Annotated in this window: 26 protein-coding genes; 18 read left to right on the top strand and 8 right to left on the bottom strand. The window is 64.5% G+C overall.

Features of this window, described 5'->3' with window-relative positions; translation table 11 throughout:
• Positions 1–8: 8 nt before the first annotated feature.
• Positions 9–1,328, top strand: a complete 1,320-nt coding sequence (locus tag ACEWQ0_RS09700) for a M24 family metallopeptidase (protein ID WP_476485218.1) — start codon at positions 9–11, stop codon at positions 1,326–1,328.
• A 112-nt stretch (positions 1,329–1,440) separates the two neighbouring features.
• Positions 1,441–2,853 carry a M24 family metallopeptidase gene (locus ACEWQ0_RS09695; protein WP_476485217.1) on the top strand — a complete coding sequence of 471 codons (1,413 nt, stop codon included), beginning with the start codon at positions 1,441–1,443 and terminating at the stop codon, positions 2,851–2,853.
• A gap of 158 nt (positions 2,854–3,011) precedes the next feature.
• Here the strand turns inward: ACEWQ0_RS09695 and ACEWQ0_RS09690 are convergent, their stop codons facing one another.
• Positions 3,012–3,917, bottom strand: a complete 906-nt coding sequence (locus ACEWQ0_RS09690) for a ZIP family metal transporter (protein WP_476485216.1) — start codon at positions 3,915–3,917, stop codon at positions 3,012–3,014.
• A gap of 15 nt (positions 3,918–3,932) precedes the next feature.
• On the bottom strand, positions 3,933–4,571 hold the full coding sequence (locus ACEWQ0_RS09685; RefSeq protein WP_476482189.1) for a hypothetical protein: 639 nt from the start codon (positions 4,569–4,571) through the stop codon (positions 3,933–3,935).
• Between the two features lie 231 nt (positions 4,572–4,802).
• Between ACEWQ0_RS09685 and ACEWQ0_RS09680 the strand changes: the two genes are divergently transcribed.
• From ACEWQ0_RS09680 to ACEWQ0_RS09650, 7 genes are all read left to right on the top strand, one after another.
• On the top strand, positions 4,803–5,312 hold the full coding sequence (locus ACEWQ0_RS09680) for a YcnI family copper-binding membrane protein (protein ID WP_476485215.1): 510 nt from the start codon (positions 4,803–4,805) through the stop codon (positions 5,310–5,312).
• 92 nt (positions 5,313–5,404) lie between these two features.
• On the top strand, positions 5,405–7,003 hold the full coding sequence (locus tag ACEWQ0_RS09675) for a copper resistance CopC/CopD family protein (RefSeq protein WP_476482187.1): 1,599 nt from the start codon (positions 5,405–5,407) through the stop codon (positions 7,001–7,003).
• A 68-nt stretch (positions 7,004–7,071) separates the two neighbouring features.
• Complete coding sequence (locus tag ACEWQ0_RS09670) at positions 7,072–9,120, top strand: TonB-dependent receptor family protein (RefSeq protein WP_476485214.1); 2,049 nt, start codon at positions 7,072–7,074, stop codon at positions 9,118–9,120.
• 81 nt (positions 9,121–9,201) lie between these two features.
• On the top strand, positions 9,202–10,419 hold the full coding sequence (locus ACEWQ0_RS09665) for a GGDEF domain-containing protein (RefSeq protein WP_476485213.1): 1,218 nt from the start codon (positions 9,202–9,204) through the stop codon (positions 10,417–10,419).
• Between the two features lie 57 nt (positions 10,420–10,476).
• Positions 10,477–11,280, top strand: a complete 804-nt coding sequence (locus ACEWQ0_RS09660; RefSeq protein WP_476485212.1) for an RNA polymerase sigma factor — start codon at positions 10,477–10,479, stop codon at positions 11,278–11,280.
• 55 nt (positions 11,281–11,335) lie between these two features.
• Positions 11,336–11,758, top strand: a complete 423-nt coding sequence (locus ACEWQ0_RS09655; protein ID WP_476483489.1) for a hypothetical protein — start codon at positions 11,336–11,338, stop codon at positions 11,756–11,758.
• Between the two features lie 5 nt (positions 11,759–11,763).
• Positions 11,764–12,327 carry a plastocyanin/azurin family copper-binding protein gene (locus tag ACEWQ0_RS09650; protein WP_476485211.1) on the top strand — a complete coding sequence of 188 codons (564 nt, stop codon included), beginning with the start codon at positions 11,764–11,766 and terminating at the stop codon, positions 12,325–12,327.
• A 25-nt stretch (positions 12,328–12,352) separates the two neighbouring features.
• Here the strand turns inward: ACEWQ0_RS09650 and ACEWQ0_RS09645 are convergent, their stop codons facing one another.
• Positions 12,353–12,952: a YceI family protein gene (locus ACEWQ0_RS09645; protein WP_476485210.1), complete on the bottom strand. Its 600-nt coding sequence runs from the start codon at positions 12,950–12,952 to the stop codon at positions 12,353–12,355.
• Positions 12,949–13,668, bottom strand: a complete 720-nt coding sequence (locus ACEWQ0_RS09640; RefSeq protein ID WP_476485209.1) for a CDP-alcohol phosphatidyltransferase family protein — start codon at positions 13,666–13,668, stop codon at positions 12,949–12,951. The genes ACEWQ0_RS09645 and ACEWQ0_RS09640 overlap by 4 nt, the downstream gene beginning before the upstream one ends.
• Positions 13,669–13,796: 128 nt before the next feature.
• Here ACEWQ0_RS09640 and ACEWQ0_RS09635 point away from each other — a divergent pair, with 128 nt between their 5' ends.
• From ACEWQ0_RS09635 to ACEWQ0_RS09615, 5 genes are read left to right on the top strand one after another with little or no spacing between them, the layout of a single operon-like run.
• Complete coding sequence (locus tag ACEWQ0_RS09635) at positions 13,797–14,822, top strand: zinc-dependent alcohol dehydrogenase (RefSeq protein ID WP_476485208.1); 1,026 nt, start codon at positions 13,797–13,799, stop codon at positions 14,820–14,822.
• Positions 14,823–14,841: 19 nt separating this feature from the next.
• Positions 14,842–15,240: a 6-pyruvoyl trahydropterin synthase family protein gene (locus ACEWQ0_RS09630; RefSeq protein ID WP_476485207.1), complete on the top strand. Its 399-nt coding sequence runs from the start codon at positions 14,842–14,844 to the stop codon at positions 15,238–15,240.
• Positions 15,237–16,313: a glycosyltransferase family 4 protein gene (locus tag ACEWQ0_RS09625; protein ID WP_476485206.1), complete on the top strand. Its 1,077-nt coding sequence runs from the start codon at positions 15,237–15,239 to the stop codon at positions 16,311–16,313. The genes ACEWQ0_RS09630 and ACEWQ0_RS09625 overlap by 4 nt, the downstream gene beginning before the upstream one ends.
• A complete protein-coding gene (locus ACEWQ0_RS09620) occupies positions 16,313–17,176 on the top strand; it encodes a class I SAM-dependent methyltransferase (RefSeq protein WP_476485205.1) in 864 nt (287 codons plus the stop codon). Before ACEWQ0_RS09625 ends, ACEWQ0_RS09620 begins: the two co-directional genes overlap by 1 nt.
• Positions 17,169–18,086 carry a lysylphosphatidylglycerol synthase transmembrane domain-containing protein gene (locus ACEWQ0_RS09615; protein ID WP_476483481.1) on the top strand — a complete coding sequence of 306 codons (918 nt, stop codon included), beginning with the start codon at positions 17,169–17,171 and terminating at the stop codon, positions 18,084–18,086. The genes ACEWQ0_RS09620 and ACEWQ0_RS09615 overlap by 8 nt, the downstream gene beginning before the upstream one ends.
• 22 nt (positions 18,087–18,108) lie before the next feature.
• Here ACEWQ0_RS09615 and ACEWQ0_RS09610 read toward each other — a convergent pair whose 3' ends face one another.
• Entirely contained in the window at positions 18,109–19,029 is a 921-nt protein-coding gene (locus ACEWQ0_RS09610; protein ID WP_476485204.1) for a RibD family protein, read from the bottom strand.
• Positions 19,030–19,062: 33 nt separating this feature from the next.
• Here ACEWQ0_RS09610 and ribA point away from each other — a divergent pair, with 33 nt between their 5' ends.
• The gene (gene ribA / locus ACEWQ0_RS09605; RefSeq protein ID WP_476485203.1) at positions 19,063–20,178 is read left to right on the top strand and encodes a GTP cyclohydrolase II; all 1,116 of its coding nucleotides are present in this window, start codon (positions 19,063–19,065) and stop codon (positions 20,176–20,178) included.
• A gap of 24 nt (positions 20,179–20,202) precedes the next feature.
• Here ribA and ACEWQ0_RS09600 read toward each other — a convergent pair whose 3' ends face one another.
• Positions 20,203–20,979: a creatininase family protein gene (locus ACEWQ0_RS09600; protein WP_476485202.1), complete on the bottom strand. Its 777-nt coding sequence runs from the start codon at positions 20,977–20,979 to the stop codon at positions 20,203–20,205.
• A 330-nt stretch (positions 20,980–21,309) separates the two neighbouring features.
• On the opposite strand from ACEWQ0_RS09600, the gene ACEWQ0_RS09595 reads away from it, so the two are divergent.
• The 3 genes from ACEWQ0_RS09595 to ACEWQ0_RS09585 all read left to right on the top strand — a co-directional run bounded on the left by ACEWQ0_RS09595 (position 21,310) and on the right by ACEWQ0_RS09585 (position 23,403).
• Entirely contained in the window at positions 21,310–22,224 is a 915-nt protein-coding gene (locus tag ACEWQ0_RS09595; RefSeq protein WP_476483477.1) for a glycosyltransferase family 2 protein, read from the top strand.
• A gap of 13 nt (positions 22,225–22,237) precedes the next feature.
• Entirely contained in the window at positions 22,238–23,014 is a 777-nt protein-coding gene (locus tag ACEWQ0_RS09590) for a hypothetical protein (protein WP_476483476.1), read from the top strand.
• A gap of 116 nt (positions 23,015–23,130) precedes the next feature.
• Positions 23,131–23,403: a hypothetical protein gene (locus ACEWQ0_RS09585; protein WP_476483475.1), complete on the top strand. Its 273-nt coding sequence runs from the start codon at positions 23,131–23,133 to the stop codon at positions 23,401–23,403.
• Here ACEWQ0_RS09585 and ACEWQ0_RS09580 read toward each other — a convergent pair.
• Entirely contained in the window at positions 23,393–23,956 is a 564-nt protein-coding gene (locus ACEWQ0_RS09580; protein WP_476485201.1) for a SixA phosphatase family protein, read from the bottom strand. The genes ACEWQ0_RS09585 and ACEWQ0_RS09580 overlap by 11 nt on opposite strands.
• Before the next feature lie 99 nt (positions 23,957–24,055).
• A complete protein-coding gene (locus ACEWQ0_RS09575) occupies positions 24,056–25,945 on the bottom strand; it encodes a S8 family serine peptidase (protein WP_476485200.1) in 1,890 nt (629 codons plus the stop codon).
• Positions 25,946–25,989: the final 44 nt, after the last annotated feature.

Below are 25,989 nucleotides of genomic sequence, written 5' to 3'. Positions count from 1 at the left end.
GCATGTCCATGAGAATCTTGATAGCTGCACTTTCCATTCTTCTGCTAACCAGCGCAGCAATGGCAGATACCAGAATCAAGGGTGAAGCTCAGTTACGCTGGGAGCGCATGAATCAGATTCGTCAGGACAAGTTTGACCTGGTGCTGCCAGAGGTCATGCGTGAAAATGACGTTGATATGTGGATAACAGTTAACCGTGAGGGTTATGAGGATCCTCTGACGGAAGACTTCGGTCGTGGTTACACGGGTGACTGGGGATACTATATTTTTACCGATCGGGGTGGCGATCGGATCGAACGGGCCGCTTTGGGCATTGGCACCTATCTGGTTGAGGAAAATGGTGCTTATGACATCTACAGTTCTGATTTCGACCTCAAGAAATTTGTCTCCGAGCGTGACCCCCAGACCATTGCTCTGAATTTTGCCGAACACATCGGGGGTGCTGACGGTTTGACCACTACGGCGAAGGCGAAACTGACCAGAGAGTTGGGTGACAAGTATGCAGCCCGTTTTGTGTCGGCACAGAAGCTCGCTTCGGATTTTCGCTCGCGTCGCGTTGCTACCGAGATCGCTGGCTTCGCTACTGCTGGTGAAATGTCGCGCGTGATTGCCGAGCGTGCTTTGTCCAACGAGGTGATCACCGCCGGAAAAACCACGTTGGAGGAGGTGGCCTGGTGGATCCGCGAGCAGCAATTCGCGCAAAATCTCGGTACTTCATTCGGCATGCCGTCTGTATACATAACCGGTCCGGATGGGATTGAAGCGACCTCGACTGGTCGGATCATCCAGCCCGGAGACTTCCTGTCGCTGGATTTCGGCGTCGGCTATCTGAACTTCTATACCGACATGAAACGCCACGCCTACGTGCTCAAGGATGGCGAAACCAGATTGCCTGAAAGTTACCAGAAGGCATTCGATAATGGGCGTCGGGTTCGTGAGGTGATCAGGCGCAACATTCACGTGGGCAAGACAGCTGGGGAAATTTTTGACCTGGTCAACAACGAGATCAACAACGCCGGGTTTTCGGTAATGGCTAAGGCCAACTCGCCAACAGATGACCCTGCTGATATCGATGTGATCATCGGTTGTCACTCAGTCGGCAATCTCGGACATGGTATCGGTCCGTCCATCGCTTGGTTCAACCCCGAGCGCATGACCTATACGATTCAGCCCAACACCTTGTTCGCAATCGAACTGTTTGCCTACACCGCCATTCCTGAATGGGGTGGAAAAAAGCTGCGGATTCCTCTGGAAGACGACGCAATCGTCACTGAGCGTGGTGTCGAGTGGCTTTATCCGATCAATCAGCGGGTTCTGTTGATACGCTGAGAGAGTACTGGTGGCTGACTTGGCAGCTACCTTGGTCGTCGGGCTGACCTTGTTGTTTACCTGCAGCAATCTGGCCAGACCGGCCCTGGTGAGTCATGTGGAGTAGTTCCGAATGCAGAGATTGTTCAGATGGCGTCCGGTTGCCGGGGGCTTGGTAGAAGCCCGCGGCGCGTGGCGCTCGAGACTGTTGGCATGCAAGGCGCTGCGCTTTGGCGTATTGCTGGTTGGCCTCGCACTTATGGTTCCTCAGGCCGTTGAGGCTCAGCTGGCCCAGGAGCGCACGCAGCGTGAGCTGGCTGTCAAGCTGGAAAAGCTGGAGACGACGTTGCAGCCCCTCATGCAGAAGCACGGTGTGGATATGTGGATTATCTATACCAGGGAGAATGACCCGGACCCCCTGATTCAGCTTTTCGGTGACTATATCAATACCGCTTCGGGCCACCGAAACGCCTATATCTTCTACGATCCGGGCACCGGAGAACCCCTGGAAAGGACTGTGCTGGGCACCCATGTGCGCGGTCATGTATTGCCCTTTTTTCCTGATGTCACGGAATCGGGTCACGGTTACGGGCAGGAGGGACTGGCCCCCCACCTCCGGGAGTATGTCAAGAGTCGGGCGCCCGAGACTATTGCGATCAATCGCTCCCGAACCATCACCATGGCCGACGGGCTCTCGTTGGAGGGGTATAAGTACCTGGTGGATGCATTGGGGTCGGAGTACGAAGCGCGGTTTGTCTCCGCCGAGCCGCTGGCGATTGACTATATCTCTCATCGAACACCGGCCGAGCTGGAAATCAGCATCGAAGCCAGCTGGATTACCTGGAATCTTCTCCGCCGCGCGTTTTCCAACGAGGTCATCACTCCCGGCGTCACTACCAACGAAGATGTAATGTTCTGGCTCAACGATCAGGTACAGAAGCAGCAGCTGAGCCTGAACTTCGCAACTTCGGTGACGATCCACAGACAGGGGGTGGAAGGGGGCTTGAGTGAGCATCAGGCAGTGGTTATCCAGCCGGGTGACATGCTGCACACCGATTTCGGTATTCAGCTCATGGGGATTGGTACCGATCAGCAAAAACAGGTTTACGTGCTCCGACCTGGTGAAACCGAGCCCCCGGCAGGGCTGCAGGCTCTTTTCGCGCAGTCAGCGCAGATGGCCGAAATTATCGCCGCGGAGTTGAAGCCCGGTGTGGAGGGGCGGGATGTGAAGGCCAGGGCCGAGGCTCGAGGGCGGGAAGCGGGGATCACCAATCTTGTTTATTCTCACTCTCAAGGCAACTGGGTACACGACGCTGGTGCTTGGGCGATCGCTGATTGGCCCGAGCGGTATGGGAATCACCCTCGGGAACCGGTGCGGCCCACAGAGTTCTGGTCCATTGAGTTTTCAGTCACGGGAGAAATTCCCGAGTGGCAAGGCCAGACCCTCAGCATGGGGCGGGAGGAAGATGGCTGGGTGGACAAGGATGGCACCTTTCGCTGGATGACCGGGCCGCAGACCGAGATCTGGACCGTACGAAGCTATTAACCCGGCATCAAACCAGGTTGCATTCAGCTGCGCTGTGCATCCCGACAGCAAGTTTCGGTAACGCCGTCTGGCGGGATGCACAACGCCGCCTGTCGTTCAATATCAATATGTCAGGCTCACGTGTCGTGAGTATGGTCGAGCGGCTCTCCGGTCCGATTTCAACCCATGGCGGTATCGAGCAGCATCATCAGCACGAATCCGATCATCAGGCCGGTGGTGGCGGCGGCTTCGTGGCCCTTGCGGTGTGATTCGGGAATGATTTCGTGGCTGATGACAAACAGCATGGCCCCGGCCGCCAGGCCCAGGCCCCAGGGCAGCAGCGCCCAGGACAGGCCGATGACGGCGGCGCCGAATACCGCCATGACCGGTTCAGCCAGGCCCGAGAGCATGCCGATACTGATCGCGATGCTGCGACGATAGCCGGCTGCCAGCAGCGCCACGGCCACCACCAGCCCTTCTGGAATGTCCTGGATGGCGATGCCCGCCGCCAGCGCGTGGGCGCTGGCGATGTCCTGTGCGGCGTAGGCCACGCCGATGGCCAGGCCTTCGGGCAGGTTGTGCAGCACAATCGCGATCACGAACAGCCAGGTGCGCCTGAGCTTGCGCGCGCCGGGCACGTCCAGACCCTCGCGCCCCTTGATGAAGTGTTTGTGCGGCAAAAGCTGGTCGAGCAGCATCAGCGCCGCCGCTCCCAGCAGGATCGAGGCACCGATCACCGATCCGGCCGCCCACGGTCCGCCGCCCCACAGGCCCTGCTGCTGTGCCGCCTCCAGGCCGGGCAGAATCAGCGAGAACGAGCTGGCGGCCAGCATGACTCCGGCGCCAAAGCCCAGCAGGGTGTCCTGCAACCGTTCCGACAGGGTCTTTGAAAACAGCGCCGGCACGGTACCCAGGGCGGTGGCGAGCGCTGCAACTGAACCTCCCAGCAGCGCGTTCCAGACCGGCGGTCGTGCCCGCACAAAACTCCAGAACGGGCCGGCCAGCGCCACCAGGGCAATGGCCGCGACGATTGTCACCGGCCAGAACCAGCGGCGGGTGTGCAATGCTGCCGTGCGTGGACTCATGCTTGCGCTACGGCATCACAGCAGTAGCAGCACCAGCCGGTAGGCAAAGTAGAAGCCGATTGTGAATACGGCGGCCGTAGCGATCCGGTTCCTTGTCGTATGGAGATAGCACAGGAGGAAAATGCCGACGTAGACCATGGTCATCTCGACGTTGCGGAACCACGAGTACAGGTTGAAGTCGACAATCCTCAGTATCAGGGCGGCGGCCAGCAACAGGCTGGGAAGGATCAGGATAGCGCCCACTTTTTCAGCAAAGAAGCCCGTGCTTCGGGCCGGGCTGTCGTTGCGGCCGGCGAGCCAGCGCAGGGCGTAAGTCGCGACCACCAGTGGTATGCCGATGGCCAGCACCGACCGCAGGCCGGAAGTGATGTGGCCGAACTTGAACGTCCAGCTGCTGAAACGGGTGACCTGCGCCATGAAGATGTAGACAAAGGTGATGCCCAGAAAGACGCCAAGATTGATCAACCCCAGTCCGAGCGAGGCGCCGTTGTCGCGATGAAAGTACTCATCGGGCTGCATGATCACTTTGCGCACATGGTCGATGTAGGTGTTTGCAGCGTCGGAGCCGCCTGATTCAGGCCCCGCGCTGGCCGGCTTGCTGCCCGGGTCACTCTCCGGCGGCGCGGTCTGGTCTTCGTGTTCTGGTCTGTTCATTTTCAACCACCTCCCGATTGAATCATGGATTCCTGCTCCATCGATACTAACCCGGCCACTGAAGGGAATGGGTTGCGCGGCTCCGGACGGGGTCTTCTCCCTGAGAACGGTTCGCTATAATGATGGCACTTGCGCCCGCAAGGTCATTTGCGAGATGTCGAGCAGGTCCTGAGGTTCGATTCTGCACCGCCCGGTGCGCCAGGGCAAACTCACCAGAAGCAGGAAGCCGAAATGCAAGCGAAGATTTTTTTGCAGGCGGGCCTGGCGGCTGTCGCCATGGTCGTGATGCACACGGCATCAGCACATGTGACGCTCGAGACGGCTCAGGCAGCAGCCGGGAGCTACCACAAGACGGTTCTGCGTGTTCCGCACGGCTGTGGCGGTTCGGCCACGGTCAAGCTGCGCGTGCAGATCCCCGAAGGCATGATTTCGGTCAAGCCGCAGCCCAAGCCCGGGTGGCAGCTGGACATGGTGCAGGGCGACTACGATCAGGCCTATCATCTGCACGGTGCCCGCATCACTTCGGGCGTCAGGGAAGTTGTCTGGACCGGCGGGCCGCTGCCTGATGACCAGTTCGACGAGTTCGCCTTCATGGTTTATCTGGCCGAAGATCTGGCCGAACAAGAGCGGGTGTATCTGCCCGTGGTGCAGGAATGCGAGCAAGGCGTCGAGCGTTGGATCGACAAGGATGAAAACTCCGACTCGCCCGCGCCCCTGCTGCGCATCGAATCCGGCGCGTGACCGGCGCGGCGCGCCTGCCGCCAGCCCCTGAATGCAAATGTTCAGAGCGATTCCCCGCCCATGGCCCGAGGTTGCTGGGCTGGAAGCTGCTGATGCTGGCCACCGGCCTGCTTGGCCTGGTGTCGGCTTTGTCGTGGGCGCCGCCGGCACTGGCGCACGCGGGGCTGATCGAATCGCAACCCGCGCACGACGCGCGACTGGCCGCTTTTCCGGAACAGGTTGTTCTGCGCTTCAACGAACCGGTTTCACCGCTGAAGGTCAACTTGCTCACGCCGGCGGGTCAGAGCATCGAGCTTGCAGATATCGCCCATGAGCAGGCAACCGTGCTGGTTTCACTGCCCGAGAGCCTGGATGAGCGCGGAACCTACGCGCTGAGTTGGCGCGTGGTGTCGGCCGATGGTCATCCGATCGGCGGCAGCCTGCTTTTCTCGGTCGGCGCGCCAACCACGGCAGTGGAGGTTTCAGAACAGAGCAGCACCGCTCGGGGGTTCGCGATCTGGCTGAGCCGGCTGCTGTTGTATGTCGGTCTTTTCCTTGGCCTGGGCGGCGCAGTTTTTTTCGCGTTGTTTGACCTCGACGATGCTGCCGCCCACAAGGCATCGCGCCTGACAAGCGTGCTGATCTGTCTGGGCGCTGGGGCGGTGGGGTGTTCTCTCGGGCTGTTCGGTCTGGATGCGCTCGACCTGCCGCTGAGCGAGGTTCATCGCTGGCAGGTCTGGCGCATCGCCGTCGGATCCGGCCCCGGTGCCTCGGCGGGCCTGGCCCTGCTTGCCCTGGGGCTGGCCCTGAGTGCGCGGCTGGGCGGGCGGCGCTGGCAAGTCCTGGCCGTGCTGATGGCACTTGCCCTGGCCGGGTTTTCGCTGGCTGTCAGCGGCCATGCCAGCATCGCACCGCCGCAGTGGCTGGCGCGTCCGGCGGTCTGGCTGCACGGGGTGGCGGTGGTGTTATGGGCCGGCGCGCTGCTCCCGCTCGGGCGGCGACTGGCCTCGCATCATGGCGGCCGCAGGTCGGCGTTGGCCCGGTTCTCTGGTGTCATCCCCTGGGTACTGGTGGTGCTGGTGGCCAGCGGTGTGGTTCTCGCTTTTCTGCAGGTCGATCATCTGCGCTCGCTGGTGAGCACGCCTTACGGGTGGATACTGCTGGGCAAGCTCGCCCTGGTAGGTCTGCTGATGGGCCTGGGAGCGTTCAATCGTTACCGCCTGACGGCGGGCGTGGTGCGCGGTGACACGGGTTACCAAGTGCGAATGCGACGCGTTATCATGTTGGAAGTCATGGTGGTGGTGCTGGTGCTTGCGTTGGTGGCGCTGTGGCGCTTTACCCCGCCGCCGCGCAACCTGGCGCCGGCGCTGCCCGTGACGACCATGGCCAGCCACCTCCACAGTGCTGGAACCAGCGCTGAAATCGAGATTCGTCCGGGCGACGGCGATGCCGCCGGAACGCTTCGCCTGCAACTGTTTGGCGAAGACGGTTCACCCCTGGAGGCGCAGGAAGTACAGGTCGCTTTCTCCAACGAAAGGGCCGGCCTGGAGCGCTTGCGCTTCAAGGCTCATCCAGGCGCCGACAAGGGAAGCTGGCAGGTGCCCGAGCTCAAGCTGCCGGCGCTGCCGGAGTGGCAGGTCGAAGTCGAGGTGCTTGTCACGGACTTCGAGCGTACGCGGATATCGGGCGAGGTTTCCATGCCAATGAACTAAAAAGGAGCAGCGTGTCAGTGAATCAGCCAGTGAGTCGCGCAACCGGCGGCCGTTGTATCAGCCCAACGGTGACCAGTGTTTTCCCGGCCGTCATTTTGGTCGTAGCGTCTTCAGCCTTGTGGGCCGCCGAAGGGCTGGATGAGGGCGACACGCTGGACCGCATCGAGGTCGAGGGTCGGCAAGGCTCGTCCCTGACCGTACAGAGCACGCAGCAGGCGCGGGAGGCCATCGAGCGCATTCCCGGTGGTGTGGCGCTGGTCTCCGATCTGGAGTGGCGCGAAACCCAGGCCGCCACCATGAAGGACATGCTGGATTTCACCCCCGGCGTATTCGTGCAGCCCAAGTGGGCCGGCGACTCCCGTTTGTCGATTCGTGGTTCGGGCCTGTCGCGCTATTATCATTTGCGCGGGATCAGCCTGTATCAGGACGGCGTTCCCATGAACAACGCTGACGGCAGCAGCGACTTTTCCTGGGTGGATCCGACGGCATATCGCTATACCGAAGTCTACAAGGGCGCCAACGGCATGCGCTATGGCTCGGGTACGCTGGGTGGCGCAATCAACTTCGTCACTCCCGGCGGCGCCGACGCTGAGCGTTTCCGCGGCCGCGTGGATATTGGCAGCTTCGGCTGGCTGCGGACCCATGCCAGTTCGGGCATGGAGTTCGACGGGGGAGATGGTTTCATTACTGCCTCGGCCCAGCGACAGGACGGCTTTCGTGACCACAGCCGCGGAGATTCACAGCGCCTCAGCGGCAATATCGGCTGGCAGCTGGGTTTGCAGGCCGAGACCCGGTTCTATCTTTCCGGGCTGCGGGCCCGCCAGGAATTGCCCGGCTCGCTGACGCGCAGGCAGGCGCTGGCGCACCCCGAGCAGGCCGCAGCTGTCAACATCGTCGACGACTGGCAACACAATGTCGATGGTGCCCGCCTGGCAAACCGAACCGTGATGGAGCGCGGCAATACCCGCTATGAGCTCGGCGGCTGGCTGTCGTATAGCGAGCTCGATCATCCGATCTATGAGTACCTGGACCACGACCGGACCGACTATGGCCTGTATGCGCGCCTGGAAAATCAGTCTTCATGGGCCGGCCGTGAAAATCATGCCGTGCTCGGGCTGACTCTGTCGGGCGGCGATGTTGAAGCCCGGCAGTTCGAGAATCACGGTGGCGTCAAGGCTGCGCCTACCGACCGCGTGCGCAACAAGGCTGCCAGCGCCACACTGTATGGCGAAAACCGGCTCGAGCTGGCGCATGATCTGTCTCTGATTGCCGGCCTGCAGTATCTGCATACCCGACGCAAACGCACCGATCAGTTCAAGCCGGTGCCCGAGTCCGGCAGCAAGAGTTATGCGTTGTTCAATCCGAAGCTCGGCATGTTGTGGCAGCCGAACCAATCGCTTGCCGTGTACGGCAATATCTCGCGCAGCGGTGAGCCGCCCACGTTCGACGATATGCAGTTTGACAGTCGGGCGGCGCTCGAACGCCTGAAGGTTCAGCGCGCCACCACGTTCGAGCTGGGTACTCGCGGGGGCAACGACCGCCTGTCGTGGGATGTCTCCGTGTATCACGCGCGCATCAGCAACGAGTTTCAGTGTGTGTCGACGGCCTGGAACATCTGTGACCGAACCACCAACCTCGACCGGACCGTGCACCAGGGCGCAGAGGCCGGTCTGGGCTGGAAGCTGGCGGAGAGTCTACTCACCCCGGCCGACGGCCTGGAGCTGCAGCTGGCCTATACCTATAACGATTTTTACTTCGACAGTGACCCCGTCTGGGGCAATAACAGAATTCCGGGCGTTCCGCGTCATTATCTGCGCAGCGAATTGCTGTATACCCATACCAGCGGGCTGTTCATCGGCCCCGGACTCGAGTGGGTGCCGAAGCCCTTCCATGTGGACAACGCCAACAGCCTGCAAACCGCCAGCTATACGCTGCTCAACGCCCGGGCAGGCTGGCGCTCGGACGCGCTGTCGCTGTTCATCGAGGGGCGCAATCTCGCTGACAGGAACTACATAGCGAGCGCCAGCATCACCGATGTGGCTGCACCCGATGCCGCCCTGTTCGAACCCGGAAGCGGCCGCAGCGTTTATGTAGGCATCGAGCTGACGTATGATTGATCCGGTGCGAATCTGAACCACATTCTTGCCGGGCCAGCAGTCCGGTGGCCTTGACCCGGACGTCGGATGGAATATGCCTTGATGACCCTGCCGTCGATCGATGTGCCGACGCTTGCGGTGGCGAGAGCCATTATTCAGATAACGCTGGCCGGCCTGATAGTCTGGACGGGCAATCGTCAGGAGCACCGATCAGGGACGCACTGGTGGGCCTGGGGCCTCGCCTTGCACGGTCTGGGGTTGTTGCTGTTCATCGTTGTCACCGAGCATGGCGTGCTCGACAGCATGCTCATTGTCGGCAATCACCTGTGTTTCGCGTTCAGCTCGGTCTGTATTCTGGTCGGCTTCTGGCGTTTTGCGCAGCAATCGCCGCACCGGTGGCTGATTGCCTTGATCATCGGCATTTCGGTCGCCAGCCTGCTGTTGTGGGAGTGGGCTTATCCGAACGCGCGCTGGCGAGTGGTGACGACGGCGTTCGGGCAGGCGGTTTTCCTCGTCGCCCTGCTTGCTGCCCTGGCAAGGCCGCCGCGCCGGGAAATGGCCGGCATCTATCGCGCCCTGCGATGGGTTGCCGCGGCGTACCTGCCGCTGCTGCTGTGGGCCTACGGCAGCGCCGTCGAGCTTCTGCCGACCACGGCAAGAATACCGGCAACCTATCATGGGGTGACCTTCAGCGTCGGCTCCATGCTGTTCATGCTCGCGTTGGCCGTCGGTTTTCTGGCGCTGCAGTATTCATTGCTGGCCTGCCGACACGTTGATCAGGCTCGGCGGGACCCACTGACTGGCCTGCTTAATCGACGCGGCATCAGAGAGGTTGTCGACGACTGGGCCGAGCAGGGCACGCAACAGCCAGTGCTGGGCGTCATTGCGGTCGATATCGATCACTTCAAGTCGATCAACGACCGCTGGGGGCATGAGGCCGGCGACGCTGTGCTCTCCGAGCTGGCCGGTGAGCTGGAGCGACTGGCGGATGCCGCAGCTGTTGTTGGCCGCGTCGGCGGGGAAGAGTTTCTGGTGCTGCTGCCTGCCGCCGATGAACAAGCCGTGCGTCTGGGAGCTGAGCGCCTGCGCCGCGAAAGCGAACACTTTTCGATTCACGTTCCCAATGATGTCATCAGCGTGACCATCAGCGTCGGTTACGCTGCCGGATGCCGTGGCGAAGCCTTTGAAGCAATCTTGCAGCGCGCCGATGCAGCACTCTACAGGGCCAAAAGCGAGGGCAGGAATCGTGTTGTCGCAGCTGATGGTTTTGACCGACGCGGCAGCGGAGGCCGCGGCGCGTTAGCGCGTAAGTGGCGCTGACCAGCGGACGCAGACCGCGTTGGCAGCGCCCTGCCACCAGCAGCATCTGAACAGCTTTTGACGCTCGACGGGCAAGTGTCCGCAGAAGTGTACGCTGAGTTGCGGGAACCCTTTTGCCTGCAGCTGCATCAATGGGGTGTCAAATACGAGCCTGGAAGCATAGCGATGCCTCGGACAAAGATGGATTCTTCCAAACCCCGGCCCAGCCTGGACTGCCTGTCCGACGTTGAAGTCGTGGCGCGCATCCGTGCCGGTGAGCAGGCGTTGTTTGAGCTGATCATGCGGCGTTACAACCAACGACTTTTCCGCGTGGCGCGCAGCATTCTCAGAAACCCTCCGGAGGCCGAGGATGCCGTTCAGAACGGCTATATCCGTGCTTTTCAGTCTCTTGCCCAGTTCCGGGGGCCGCATGGCTTCGGTGCCTGGCTTTCGCGAATCGTTGCAAATGAGGCGCTGATGACGATCAGGAAGAATGGAAACAAGGTGGTCCGATTCGATGATGAGCGAACGCCGTCAGGCCACTCGGCCGATGAGCGGAGCGTCGAGACAAGAACGCCTGAACACAGCGTTCATGAACGCGAGCTTCGGCGTTTGCTTGAAAAGGCTGTTGACACACTGCCGGATAACTTTCGCGCCGCCTTTGTGCTGCGCGAGATCGAGCAGCTCTCGGTGGCGGAAACTGCCGAAGTTCTGGAAATTGTGCCGGCTACCGTCAAGACGCGGGTTTACCGGGCGCGACAGCTTATCAAGAAGAGTATTTCCCATGATCTCGAAGACGTTCTGGGATCGACTTTCAGCTTTGCCGGACACGACTGCGACCGAATGGTGCGGGTCGTGTTCGAAAAGCTGAACATTGCCTGACGCAAGTAATCAAGGGCCACTCACAGCAAGCCGATACATACTTTCCAAGGAGAACATGATGAAAAACAATCTGATCATTGCCACTTTTGCAGCTGCGCTTCTGGGCTTTGCTGTTCAGGCTGGCGCAGACGAAAGCCCGGTTTCGGATACGGATCTGCGTGCCGATTATGACCAGGTAAGCGACCTGGTGCCGCTGCCGGATTTCATTCCCGGGATGGGCGCGCTTTATGTTCAGCCCGAGACGCTTCCGGCGGGGCCTTTTCTGGCCTATGACCGCGACGACAGGCTGGTGTCCACCATTTACATGATTCCCCTGGATGATCTGAATGAGCACGCAGCGTTCGATTCTCTGGCAACGCCCGGGCGGGTGGTGGCCGAGACCGATATTCAGTACAACGCTGGCCATCCGGGAGTTGCCGAGCCGCACTATCACATTGTTCTCTGGCACGTCGACTCCGACACCGCCAAGTTGGACTGAAGACGATGAAGCGGCGGCAGTTTCTCGTTTACTCCGGACTTTCCATGCTGGTTGCCTCCGGGGCGGCCGGGGTGGTTCGGGCTGGCGGCGCTGACGCTGGTGACCACGTTACCATCCGGATAACAAGCGATCGCTCGGGTGCGACGGTGGCTTACTCGCCAATCGGCTTGTTTGTGCGGCCAGGTCAGACCGTGCGCTGGCTCAACGAGTCGGGCGTGCATACCGTCACCGCCTATCACCCCGCCAACGGCTCGCGCCCCTTGCGCATCCCCGCTTCAGCCGAGCCCTGGGATTCCGGTTATCTGGTCAATCCCGGAGACGCTTTCGAGCGCCGCTTCGATGTACCCGGTGTGTATGACTATTTCTGCATCCCGCACGAAGGCGCCGGCATGGTCGGGCGCCTGGTGGTGGGCGAGATCAGCGGGCCGGGCGCTGAAGCGTTCGGACATTTCCAGGAAGCGCATCCCGACACCTCATGGCGAGTGATTCCCGCTGCCGCCAGAGAGAACTTTCCCGATCCCCACCGGATTCTGCGTGACGGCGTGGTACTACGGCCTCATCAGGGCTGACACCACACACGCACACGCAGATGCTTCATTGCCGGTTGGCCTCGAACTCGAACATCAGTTCGACCTCGTCGCCGACCAGGTTCTTGTCGACGCCGTAGGTCATGCCCCACTCGCTGCGCTCGATGGTGGTGCGTGCGGAGATGCCCAGGGTGTATTCGCCGTGGCCGAAGGGATATTCGGCGGCCTTGTTGATGGTCACCTCCAGCGCGACGGGGCGGGTCTTGCCCAGCAGGGTCAGTTCGCCTTCGAGCGTGCCGCGCTCGGGGTTGTCTTCGGACGGCTGCCAGTCGGTGGCCTCGAAGCGAATGCTGTCGTGATCGCCGGCGTCGAGAAAATCGCCGCCGCGCAGATGCTCGTCGCGGCGCTCGTGGTTGGTGAACACGCTGTCGGCCTCGATGGTGACTTCGCCGCTTTTCAGTTCGTTGGCCGACTCGTCGTAGACGAAATGGCCCTCGGCTTCGAGAAACTGCCCGAGGGTGTCAGCATAGCCGACGTGCTCGACCAGAAAGCCGATCGAGAAGTGTTCCGCGTCGATTTCGAAGGTAGCGGGTTCGGCCGCCGCGGCGGTGGCCAGTCCCAGCGCCAGCGCGGTCGGGATACAGCGAAGCTCTGCAATGGTTTTCATGGTGTCCTCCATTCGGGGGTTGCGGATAGTCGATGCCGACGCAGCAGCCAAGTCGTGTCGATGGCAAACGATGCGATCAGGGCGAGCAGGGCGCCGGCCAGCGCCGTCAGGCGCAGCGCCTCGGGCGGGCCGGGCAGCAGGGCGACCGGCAGGGCGCCGATCTGCACGACGCAGACCAGTTTGCGGCGGAAGCTCTCGGGCAGAGGCTGCGACAGCGCGGGGTGGATCAGACCGGCGGCCAGGAAAGCCGGACGCATCAGGCCGATGGCCAGCACCCAGGCCGGCGCCAGGCCCGAAAGCCACAGGCCGGCGCACAGTACCAGGATCAGGGCGGCGTCGGTTTCCATGTCGAAGCGCGCGCCGAAGGCGCTGGACTCCTCCAGCCGCCGTGCCAGCCAGCCGTCAAGGCCGTCGAGCGTCAGCACGAGCACGACCAGCGCGACGATGGCTTGCGCGCGATCGACAAACAGCGCCGGCTCGGCCAGCGTGCCGGCCAGGGCGCACACGATGGCCGCGCGCAGCAGGGTCACGCGGTTGGCCCAGCCCAGCGCGGCGTCATCGCGCCGGGCGATGACCAGCCACACCGAGACCGCCAGATAAACGCTCAGGGCGGTGATTACGGCCGCCGCGGCCTCTGGGGCGGCCAGCAGCAGCGCCAGTGCTCCGGTGAGCCCGGCACCGACGGCCAGGTCGACCACAATCGCGGGTTTGCGCATTGCCGTGCCTCCACACTGTGGTGTGCATCACGTCTACATACTCGCACATCACGCCGAACGGGCACGTCAACGCGGGCATCACTGGGTTATCGTGATGATCGACCAATGGACGAAGCGAGCCCCGCCAGATGACCGACATCGCCCGAGCGTTCTGGACCATCGCGCCCGGCCGCGGCGAGATCCGGCCCGAGACCCTGCCGGCGCTCGCTGCTGGGGACGTGCGCGTTAGCAGCCTGCATTCGGGCATCAGCCGCGGCAGCGAGGCGCTGGTGTTTCACGGCCGGGTGCCGGCCTCGGAGCATCAGCGCATGCGCGCGCCCTTTCAGCAGGGCGACTTCCCGGCGCCGGTCAAGTACGGCTACAGCGCGGTGGGCGTGGTCGAGGCCGGGCCGGGCCCGCTTATCGGCCGGCAGGTGTTTTGTCTGCATCCGCACCAGGATCGCTTTGTCGTTCCCGCCGCGGCCGTCTTGCCGCTGCCCAAGGGCGTGCCCGCGGCGCGCGCGGTGCTCGCGGCCAATCTGGAAACCGCCATCAACGGCGTGTGGGATGCCGGCATCGGGCCCGGTGATCGCGTGGCCGTGGTCGGGGCGGGTGCGGTCGGGGCCCTGGCAGCCTGGCTGGCCGGGCGCATGCCGGGAACGGAGGTCGCGCTGGTGGATATTCTGCCCCGGCGCGAGCGCCTGGCTGCTGCCCTGGGGGTGGGGTTTTCCCTGCCTGAACAGGCCGCTGCCGAGCGCGACGTGGTCATCCACGCCAGCGGCAGCGAGGCCGGTCTGGGCACCGCGCTGGGCCTGGCCGGCAATCAGGCCCGGGTCGTGGAGATGAGCTGGTACGGCGACAGCCGGCCGGCGGTGCCGCTGGGCGCGGCGTTCCATTCGCGCCGTTTGCGCCTGATCGGCAGCCAGGTCGGGCAACTGCCGCCCAAGCGGCAGCCGCGCTGGAGTCACCGCCGGCGGCTGGCGCTGGCGCTGACGCTGCTGGCCGATCCGGCGCTCGATCAGCTGATCTCCGGCGCCAGTGCTTTCGAAACCCTGCCCGAAGACCTGCCGCCGCTGTTGCAGGGCCCGGGAGAGGTGCTTTGCCACCGGGTCGACTACGGCGAGCCGCCCGGCCAATCCAATGACCATTGCAATGACACTTGCGATGACACCTGACGAGGAGAGGGAATCCGCGATGTACTCACTGACCGTCCGCGATCACTTCATGATCGCCCACAGTTTCGACGGCGAGGCCTTCGGGCCCGCTCAGCGCCTGCACGGCGCCACCTACGTGGTCGAGGCCAGCTTCATGCGCCCCGAACTCGACGCCAACGATCTCGTCGTCGATATCGGCCTGGCCGGCGAGGTGCTCGGCGAGATCCTGGCCGAGTTCAATTATCGCAATCTCGACGAGATCGACGAGTTTTCCGGCCGCAACACGACGACCGAGTTCATGGCGCGGGTGATCTTCGAGCGCCTGGCCAGCGCCATCGCAACAGGCCGGCTGGGGCCGGCGGCAACGGGTTTGACGCGGCTGAGGGTCGAGCTCAGTGAATCTCACCTTGCGCGGGCGGCCTGGGAGGCGGCGATTTGAGCGAGGCGCTGACCTGGATCGTGCCGGGCGACCCCGACCAGCGTACCGGCGGTTTTCTCTACGATGCACGGATCGTGCGCGAGCTTCGCCGACTGGGCTGGTCGGTCGAAGTCGTCGGACTTGCCGGGCGCTTTCCCGACGCCGATACCCAGGCCCGCGAGTCGATGGACGCCGCCCTGCGGCGGCTGCCTGACGGCGCGCACGTGGTCATCGACGGCCTGGCCCTCGGCGGCCTGCCCGACGCCTTGGCCGGGCAGTCTCAACGCCTCGATATCAGCGCGCTGGTTCATCATCCGCTGGCCGACGAGACCGGCCTGGACGCGGCCGCGCGCGCGCGTTTTCTGGCGCTCGAGCAACGGGCGCTGGCAGCCTGTGATCGGGTGATCGTCACCAGCGCGTTCACGGCCCGGCGCCTGCAGGTTCTGGGGCTCGACGACCGGGCCGCGGACGTGATCGAGCCCGGCGTCGATGCCGCGCCGCTGGCCGATCGTGCCGCCGCGCGCCTGGAAGGGCGCGAGAACAGCGGCCGCCAGCGGCTGCTGTGCGTGGCCGCCCTGACGCCGCGCAAGGGGCACGACGTGCTGATCGGGGCGCTGGCGGGGCTCGCTGATCGCGACTGGCACTGCGTGCTGGCCGGGTCGATGCAGCGCGATACCGCCTGGGCCGAACAGATGGTTGCCGCCATCGGCAAGGCCGGGCTGGCCGACCGCATCGAGTACCTTGGCGAGTGCGAGGCCGAGATCCTGGCCGCCGAGTATCACCGGGCTTCGGCCTGCGTTCTTCCATCGCACTACGAGGGCTACGGCATGGTAGTGAGCGAGTCGTTTGCCCGCGGGCTGCCGATGATTACCACCACCGGCGGCGCGCTGGCCGCTACCGCTCCGGACGACTGCTGCCTGAAAGTGGCCCCGGGCGATGCCGACGGCCTTCGCGAAGCGCTTGGCAGGTGGCTCGACGACGCCGATCTTCGTCACGCCCTGACGCAGCGGGCCGCAGCCCGGCGCGAGGGCCTGCGCGACTGGCCGGCGGCCGGGCGGGCGTTCGCCGCTGCGCTGAAGGCGTCGCCGGTCTGATGGCTGAAGGCAGCGCGGTGTTCGACAGCGGCTGGCTGGCGCTGCGCGAGCCAGCCGACGCCGCCGCACGTTCGCGGAAGCTGGCCACTCTCGCCTCGCGCTGGCTGGCCGGGCGGGGCGCGCTCGAGGTCGTCGATCTGGGCGCGGGCACGGGCAGCAACTTGCGCTGGCTGGCGCCGCGCCTGCTCGAAAATCAGCACTGGCGACTGCTCGATCGTGACCCGACGCTGCTTGCAACCGCGCGTCGAGCCGCGGTCGATGGCGCGCGTGATCGGCCGGCCGTGACGGTCGAGACACGCTGCCTCGATCTGGCCGAACTGGCCGACGATGACCTGGCCGGCGCCGATCTGGTCACGGCCTCGGCGCTGTTCGATCTGGTCTCGCGCGAGTGGACCGAGGCGCTGGCGCAGCGGCTGGCCAGCAGCGGCGCGCTCGGCCTTTTCGCGCTGACGGTCGATGGCTGCCGCGGGTTCGTCGATGCGCAGGGACGGGCAACCGATAGTGCCGAAGACAAGACCATGGTCGAGTTGTTCAACCGCCATCAGCGGCAAGACAAGCGCCTGGGCCAGGCGCTGGGCCCGGATGCCGCGCACTGTCTGCCGCAGGCGCTGGAGCGCGCCGGGCTGCAGGTTCGGATGGAGCGCTCGGACTGGTGGCTCGAAGCCGGCGGTGAACGAACGGTGGAACTCGGCTGCGCGCTGGTTGCCGACTGGGCCGGCGCTGCGCTGGCGGTTGCCGCGGGACAGACAAGGGGCTGGATCGAGCGCTGGCAGCGCGGGCGCCTGGCCGCGCTGCGCGACGGCGCCGTCGGGCTCCGCATCGGCCATGTGGATGTCCTTGCCCTGCCGACGAGCGATGGCTGAACTGCGCCGCTTCGCTGTCGGGCTGCGCTGGGCCGTCAGCCTGGCGATCCTGGCCGGCCTGGCCTGGTGGCTGGATCCGGTCGCCATCGTGGCGGGGGTGGCCGATATCTCGCCAGCCTGGTTGATTGCTGCGCTGGCGATGACCGTCGTCCAGACGCTGGTTTCGGCCTGGCGCTGGCGATTCACCAGCGCGCGTCTGGGGCTGTCGCTGCCGTGGTCGCGGGCGGTGGGTGACTACTACCTGGCGCTGTTCGTCAACCAGACGCTGCCCGGCGGCGTGGCCGGCGATGCGCTGCGCGCGCACCGGCATGCGCGCCACAGCGACGCAGCCGGCCCGGCCTGGCAGGCGGTGGTCATCGAACGGGCTTCCGGTCAGGTGGTGGCGGTGCTGGCCACGCTGTCGGTCCTGGTGCTGGTGCCCGCCTGGCGCGATCTGCTGGTCGCGCTGTGGCAGTGGGCAGGCGAAATCCGGCTCTGGGCGGTGCTCGTGCTGCTGCTGGTCGCGGTGGCCGCCGGTGCCGCAATGTGTCGCTGGCCGCATCACTGGCGCGTGCTGCGCCGGGCCGTGCAGCGGGCGCTGCTCTCGCCCGGCGCCTGGCCGCGGCAGCTCGCTGCATCAGTGGTGATCGTGTTCAGCTATGCGCTGGTTTTTGCGCTGATCGGCCGTGGTCTGGGTATCGATGTCGGCTTCGGCCTGCTGCTGGCCGTGGCCCTGCCGATTCTGCTGACCATGGTGATACCGCTGTCGGTGGCCGGCTGGGGTTTCCGGGAGGCGGCCGCCGCCTCGGTCTGGCTGGCACTGGGGCTGCCGGCGCAGCAGGGTGCGGCGCTGGCGATCGCCTACGGCATCGTGGTGCTCATCGGGTCGCTGCCCGGTGCCGTCGTGTTGCTGTTGCGGCCGCGCACCTGACCCCGTCCGGGCGCTGCCCGGATCAGCGCAGCGGCGCGTCGACCAGCAGCTCCTCTCCCAGCAGCTCCTCTCCCAGCGCGAAGCTGCGAGCGGGCGGCCGGCGGGCGTCGTCGAGCCGGTCGATGGCGGGCAGGTCGAGCCCGCTGCGTCCCGAGCCGATGATCAGCGGTGCGATCAGCAGGTGCAGCCGGTCGAGCGCGTCGGCGGCCATGAAGCGCGAGACGGTATCGCCGCCGCCTTCGACCAGAAGCCGCCGCAGCCCGCGCGCTTCGAGCGCGGCCACGATCGCCGCCGGCCTGAACGCGCCGTCGCTGGCCGCAAGCCGAACGCGCTCGACGTGATCGGGTGCCGGTGCCGGTTCGGCGTGCTCGGCAATCAGATGAAGCACCGGACGCGAACGCGACGTGTCGTCGAAGAGCGGACCTTCGGCCGGCACCCGGCCGCGCGGGTCGATGATGACGGGCGTCGGATCCGGGCCGTCGATGTGGCGCACGGTCAGGCGAGGCCGGTCGGCGCAGGCCGTGCCGGCGCCGACAATCACCGCGTCGACCAGCGCTCGAAGCCGATGCAGATGCTCCAGTGCCACCGGCCCGTTGATGTAGTGCGAGTGCCCCGTTCGCGTGGCGATGCGCCCGTCCAGGCTCTGCCCGAGCTGGGCGATGACGATCCGCTCAGCGCTGACGATCGGGGCGAAAACGTCGAGCAGCGCGCCCGAGCCGCCGTCGAGCCGGGTTTCGGCATGCCAGTCGCCCGAGCGATGAATCGCCACCTCGCCATGGGGCAGGGCGGCGCGCAGCGTCGAATGGTGCGCCCAGTCGTGATGCCGGGCTTCGATCAGCAGCCGCCAGATGCGGTCGCAATGATCGCCTGCGGCGCGCTTGGCGGTGGGATAAGCTGGCAATTCACGCAATCGAGCCCCATTTGAAGTAAGTTCATCGCTCATGCAAGACATCATGGCACAGGCCGCGAGAAACCCATGCATCAAGTAGAACGAGCCATCTTTGATCTGCGCCGCGGTCTGCCGGTCGTCATCCGGGCCCGCGACGAACAGCCGGACTCCGATCTGCTGGTCTACCCGATGGAGTCGATCGGGGATGCCGAGCTGACCGATATTTTCGCGACTGCCGGCAGCGCGCCGGCGCTGACGCTGACTGGCCATCGCCTGCAGGCGATGGGGTTTGCCCGGCAGACTGAGCCCGCCTCGCTGCCGCTGAAACGGGGCGATGGCTTGAGCTCCGAAAGCCTCTACTGCGCTGCTGCCGCCGCTGGTGGAGCGCACGACGAGCTGTTCGATGCGCTGCGGCCGGCCGGCCCGGGCGAGCGCGCCGCGCTGGCGCTGATGCGGCGGGCCCTGCTGGTGCCGGCTGTGCTCACCGCGCGGGTCGACAGCAGCAGGCAGGTGGCGGTGGATCAGGCCGTGGCCGACGGCAGCCTGCTGCGCGTGCCCGCGGGCGTGGCCGAGCGCTGCTTCGAGTCGGGTGTCGGGATGTTGCGCCGGATCAGCGAGGCCGACGTGCCGCTGGGTGAATCCGGTCGGTCGCGTTTCGTGCTCTTTCGCGAGCCCGACGGCCTGCGCGAGCACGTGGCCGTGCTGATCGGCGAGGCGAGTGAGTGGGCCGACGCGGTACCGGTGCGAATGCACTCGGCCTGCCTGACCGGCGATCTGTTCGGCAGCCTGCGCTGCGACTGCGGCGAGCAGCTGCAAAACGCCGTGCGCGCCATCGAAAAGCTCGGCGGCGGGGTGCTGCTCTATCTGGCGCAGGAGGGGCGGGGCATCGGCCTGGCCAACAAGCTGCGCGCCTATGAACTGCAGGACGCCGGGCTGGACACGGTCGAGGCCGACCGGGTGCTCGGTTTCGGCGACGACAATCGCCGCTATCGCGTGGCGGTGGACATCCTGACCGATCTGTCAATCAGCCGCGTACGCTTGCTGACCAACAACCCGGCCAAGGTTCGCGCGCTGGATGAAGGCGGCATCGACGTGGTGGCTCGCGAGGGGCTCTACGGACGGGTCACGCCCCAGAATCGCCGCTATCTCAAGGCCAAGGCCAGCCGCTCGGGGCACCTGCTCGACGAGGTGCTGGGCGAGTAGCCTCCCGGCGAGCCGCACGGCCAGCTATACGTTCGGGGGCGGCCAGTTCTTGTTGCGACAGGCAGCAAGGATGTCGGCCAGCCTTCCGGAATAGTGGGCCACCAGACTCTTGCCCAGATCCGTGGTCGCGGCTGCGGCGTTGCCGACCACGCCGTCAGGGTGCAGATCCTCGGCCAGCCAGGCCCATGAGGCTTCGCCTTCGGGCGGCAGCGGGTCGCCGTGTGCATGGCGGGGGGTAAAGTTTCGCGCTCGGCTCATGTCGACCAGCTCGGGTGCCAGATGCAGCATCATGGCCGTTTCGGCCTGTCCGCCGTGAAGGCCATCGCGCAGTTCGTCGCCGCCGACCAGCCCGGCCGGCGCGTTGAATTGCATGTAGCTGGCCTTGACGACCAGCAGCCGGTGCTGGCGCCTGAGCGCGAGGGCAGCATCTTCCATCCAGCCGATGTTGCCGCCGTGGGCGTTGATCAGCACCAGCCGCTGCAGTCCGGCGCGCGCCAGGCCTTCGCCGATGGCTCTGACCTGGTGTTTCATCTGGTCGGCCGGCAGGCTCAGGGTGCCGGTAAAGCCGGCGTGTTCGTCGCTGGCGCCAAGCTCGAGCGTGGGCAGGGCGATCAGCGGAAAGTCTTCGGGCAGCGTTGCGGCTGCGGCGGCCAGCAGGCCCTCGCCGATGATCGAGTCGGTGGCCAGCGGCAGGTGCGGGCCGTGCTGCTCGATCGCGCCGAGCACCAGCACGGCCACCGGCCGCCGCGCCGTCATTGTCGCCAGTGTTTCGCTGGTCAGTTCGCCCCATTGCTGAATCATGCGGTCGGGTCCCTGGTGCGTTCCTGCGGTTCTGGAGTACGTCGCCATTCGGTGAGTCATGTACGGGGGTGTGGTATTTCCCTGTGCTCACTGATGGCTCCGGCATGCTCCGGGAACGATATTGTAGCGGTTGCCTGCGGAGTCGCCGGCATGATCCAGAGTGGTCACGGTCGGGCCTGGCACGGTTCCGTCAGCGACGAGGGTTTGCCATGATGACGCTCCACGATTAGTCTATGAGCGTTCCGGTTGCCGACGACATCATGCTTTCATTGAACGACTCGAGATTCTTTCCATCACGGATCCCTTGCTGCGGCCTTCGGGAGTGTGCCCATGTCTGAAAGCATTGCTCCGGCAGGGGGGCTGGGGTATCGACTTCGTCTGGCCGCCATCTGGTTGGCGGTCAGCCTGAAACTGCCGGCGCGCTGGTTTCAGAAACCGGCGCCGCCGGCATCCGAACGGACTGCGCGCAAGGGGCGGCTGCACATCGAGATCGTCAGCCACTGCTGGGGTTATGCCCACCTGCTGGCCTATCAGCTCAGCTCTCTGGTCAACGATCCGCCGCAGGAGATCGACGTGACCATGACGGTGTTCTACGCGACCGAAGATGCCGATACCGTGGCTCTGCTGAAGCTGTTTGGCGGCATGGAAGTACCCAATGTGACCTGGAACTGGCAGGCGGTGGACCCGCCGCGGCTGTTTCGCCGTGCCATTGGCCGCAACCGGGCCGCACTCGACAGCAAGGCCGACTGGGTCTGGTTCAATGACTGTGACGTGCTGTTTCGCGACGGCTGCCTGGATGCCATGGGTTATGCCCTTCAAGGACGGCGCGACGTTCTGGTCTACCCCACTCATGAATTTGTCTCACCGGTCTACGAGCCCGGCGATCCGGTGCTCGAGGCCGCGCGTGAACCGCGGCTGGTGGATATCGATCCGGCCGCCTTTTCACGCCGCGACTACACGCGCGCGGTGGGCGCCATGCAGATCACTCATGGCGATGTCGCCCGAACCTGCGGCTATTGTCGCGATATTGCGGTCTATCAGCAGCCCACCGACCGCTTTGCCAAGGCGCGTGAGGACCGCGCCTTCCGCTGGCTGTTGGGCAGCGAAGGCATGCCGGTACCGGTGGCCGGCATCTACCGGATTCGTCATCAGGCCAAGGGGCGCTATCACAAACCGGGCTGGAACACGCGGATGCGAACCTGGGTGCGCGGCGTTCAGCTGCGCTACCGCGAGGGCAGCAAATAGTCGACTCTCCGGAATGACCCGTATCCGCTTCCATATTGGCGCACACAAGACCGCCAGTACCCACCTGCAGATGACGCTGGCGGGGTGCCGGCTTGCCAGGGGTAGCCGTTATGTGCCGCTCAAGCGACTGCGGCGCCTTCTGATTTCTCCGGTTCGCAAGGGGCGTCCTTTCCTGCCGTGGCATCGCTTTCATCGGGGCACCTGGCTGTTTTCGGACGAAAACATTCTGGGCAACTCGGCCAATGTCATGCGCATGTACCAGAAGCCGGCCGCCGCCCTGAAGTATTTCGCCGACTGCGACCTCGAGCTGTTCATGGCTATTCGCTCCTACGATACCTTCCTGCCTTCGGCCTGGGGAGAGCGCCTCTGGCGCCACCCGTTCGAGCCGTTCGAGCCGCACCTTCCCGCTCGTCGCTGGACTGACGTGGTAGTTGATCTTCAGGCTGCGCTGCCCGGTGTGCCGATTCACCTGTGGCGCTACGAAGACTACCGCGACCACGCCGAAGACATCATTTGCTTCTACGCTGGTGGTGCGGTCGAGTCCTTCCCGCCGCCGCTTGTTTCACCTCCCAAATCCGGTTTTTCGGCCCGAGCGATTGCCGAGCTGAGTCGATATGCCGGCGTCCGCCCGGGGCGGCGACGGATTCGACGCGCCCGCGAGCGCTATCCGGTGGGGTCGGAGTATCCACGCTTCGACCCCTGGTCGGATGAGCAGAAGAGACGATTGCAGGCGATGTATGCCGAGGATATCGAGGAGCTGAAAGGCCGCGTCGATTTCTGGCTGCCCTGAGGTTGCAGTCGGGGAGTGCCCCGGCAGTGGCGCCAGCGCCGCCGCGGGTGATTCAGCCGCCGCTCAGCTGCCGCATGCTAAGCTGCTTCGCCACTGGGTCATAAAGGGTGGAAGTCATGCGTGTGCTGCTTTTCGTGGTCGTTCTGGTGCTGGCGCCGGTCACCGAGGCCAGCTGTGAGCTTTCATCGGCCCGCCTGGGCAACGAGTTGCTCAAGGTCGGTGATTCGGAGCGCAAGGTGCTGCGTCACGAGCCCGATCGGGTGATCCGGCTGGAAAACCGCCATGGCGGAGCAGCAGGGTTGCGCTACGACTTCTACCTGCGGCAGAAGACCATCCAGGTCTACGTACGCGGTGGCAAGATCTCGCTCATATGTCACGTCAACGGCTGATGCTTGCCGCCTCCCCTGGTGGCGCTGCTGTGCCGTATCGTGCGGTCACGACCGTCATGCCTGAGCCGGTCGGCAGCAGGACGTACATTCGGTCGTAGTCGGTTTCGTCCAGCGGCGGGACCGATTGCCCGCTCAACGCCTCGACGATGGCGGGCACGGTATTGGAGTGACCCGCGATGACCAGCAGGCCCGCCGCGTGAATGCTCTTGACCTGCGAGACAATTTCGGCGACGTGTGCATCCGTTTCACCTGCTTGTGCCGGTACCGTGATGATGTCCAGCCCCGTACGTTCAGCCAGGCCGGATAGCGTTTGCTGTGTGCGCCGGTATTGCGTGGCGATCAGGCCGGCGATTTCAGCCTGCCGAAGAGATCGGGAAAGTGCGCGCGTGCGCTCGCGTCCGGCTGCATTCAGCGCCGGGTCGCTCGTACCGTTGTCAGCCTTTTCGGCGTGGCGCACAACAACCACCCCGTCTGGTGCCGCGAGTGCCGACAAGTTCATGGCCAGCGTGACCAGCAGCAAAAGCGCTCTCGTCAGCTTGTCGTGATTGAGCATGCGCATGCGTCGATCCGTGGTGTGGTCGACTCGACACTATAAAAGAAAACGCCCCGGGGAGCCGGGGCGTTTTCACTTCAGGTCGATTGACCTTTCAGCTTACGGGGTATCGAGCCACAGGCTGTAGCTGCCGCTGCCCGAGTAGGACTCCACGCGCCAGTAGTAGTAACCGGACGTGCCGTTGTAGCTGATCTGCTCTTCGCTCGAGGCGCTGCGCGACTGGGCGACGCGAGTCCAGTCCCAGCCGTTCCAGCGATACAGAGCGAGGTCGAAGTCGGCGCTCGACGGGCCCGAGAGCCAGCCGTTGTGTGTGCCGGCCGCGGCATAGTAGTAGTCGCCGTTGGGTTCGATGGCCGCACCACCGCTCGACAGTGAGCCGGTGTATTCGGTGCAGTTGCTGCAGGGCGCGCCACCGCCGCCGCCGCCACCGCCGCCGCCGGCTTGATCAAAGCTGGCAACGAGGTTCACGCCGGAGTAGCTGCGGTAGCCACGGAGCATGACGTAGTAGCTGCCGGCCTGCGGGCTCGCGGCAGTGCACGATTCGCTGTTGCCGTTGCGGTAGGGGCGGCAGTCGTAGGTCGAGGTGGTCGCCTTGGAACCGATACGCACGTACAGGTCGACATCGCCCGAGCCACCGCTGGTGGCGATTTCCAGATTGCTGGCGCCGGACGGCACGTCGATGACGAAATGCGATTCCGAGTTCTGGCTGCCGGAAAGGTTGGTTTCCGGGACGCCGTTGGACAGCTCGGTGGTGCCACCACCGCCGCCGCCACCGCCGCCGCCGCCGCCGCCGCCATCGCCGTCAAACAGCGAGTAGACGAGGAGGTTGGGCGAGCCGGAACCGATGCCGCTGAGCTTGTTGCTCGAGGCGTTCGAGTAAATGGCGTTTTCGACCTGGCTCGGCGAAGCGCTGGGGTTGTCGGCCAGATAGAGTGCGGCAACACCGGCCACGTGCGGCGAGGCCATCGAGGTGCCACTGATGGTGTTGGTGGCCGAGCGGCTCGTGTGCCAGGCCGAGGTAATGCTCGAACCCGGTGCGAACACGTCGACACAGCTGCCGTAGTTGGAGAAGCTCGAGCGCGAGTCGGAGCTCGTGGTCGAACCAACGGTGATCGCGTCCGACGAGCGCGCCGGCGAACCGTAGCAGGCGTTCTGACTTTCATTGCCCGCGGCAACCACCACGGTCACGCCGGCATTGCGCATGCGGGTCACGGCGTTGTCGGTTGCCTGCGAGGCGCCCCCGCCCAGGCTCATGTTGGCCACGGCCGGGAACTGCGCATTGCCGGCAACCCAGTCCATTCCGGCAACGACGCCGGAGTTGGAACCGGAGCCGTCACAGCCCAGAACGCGAACGGCGTGCAAGGTGGATTGCTTGGCTACGCCATAAGTGGTGCCGGCCACCGTGCCACCGACGTGCGTGCCGTGACCGTTACAGTCGGTCCAGCCGCGGCCGTCGTTGATGGCGGAATAGCCGTTACCCACGCGACCGCTGAATTCGTTGTGCGAGCCGAGCAAGCCGGTATCGATGATGTAGCTGTGCACGTTGCTGGCAGTGGTGGTGTAGGTGTAGGTTCCGCTCAAGGGACGGCTACGCTGATCGATACGATCCAGGCCCCAGGTCGCGTTGTTCTGGGTGGCGCTGATCGAGACGATGCCGTCTTCCTCGATGTAGGCGACACGGTCGTCTTCAAGCAGCTTGGCTATGGACCTCGGGCCGGCCTTGATGACGAAACCGGGCAGCACGTGCTCGTAGGTCATCTGGACCTTTGCACCGTATGTGCGCGCCATGCTGGCGGCCGCTGAAGCGACGGAAACGCCATTGGCGTTGTTTTCTCCGAACGCAGTGACTCCGTCTTTGAGAACCACGATGTACTGGCCCTCGATCGGATTTGCGGTGGAGTAGAGTTGCGCGGCTTGCGCGGTGGAGAGGAAGGTTGCGGCCAGCAGTAAGGCACCGGCCAGTTGGACTAGCGATAGTCTTCGTAACATGTTGGATTGTCTCCCATTAGGATCAATTTATGATTCCCCTTGAT

The sequence above is a fragment of the Wenzhouxiangella sp. YN9 genome, from assembly GCF_056324165.1.
This window is presented reverse-complemented; position numbering and strand designations above follow the sequence as displayed.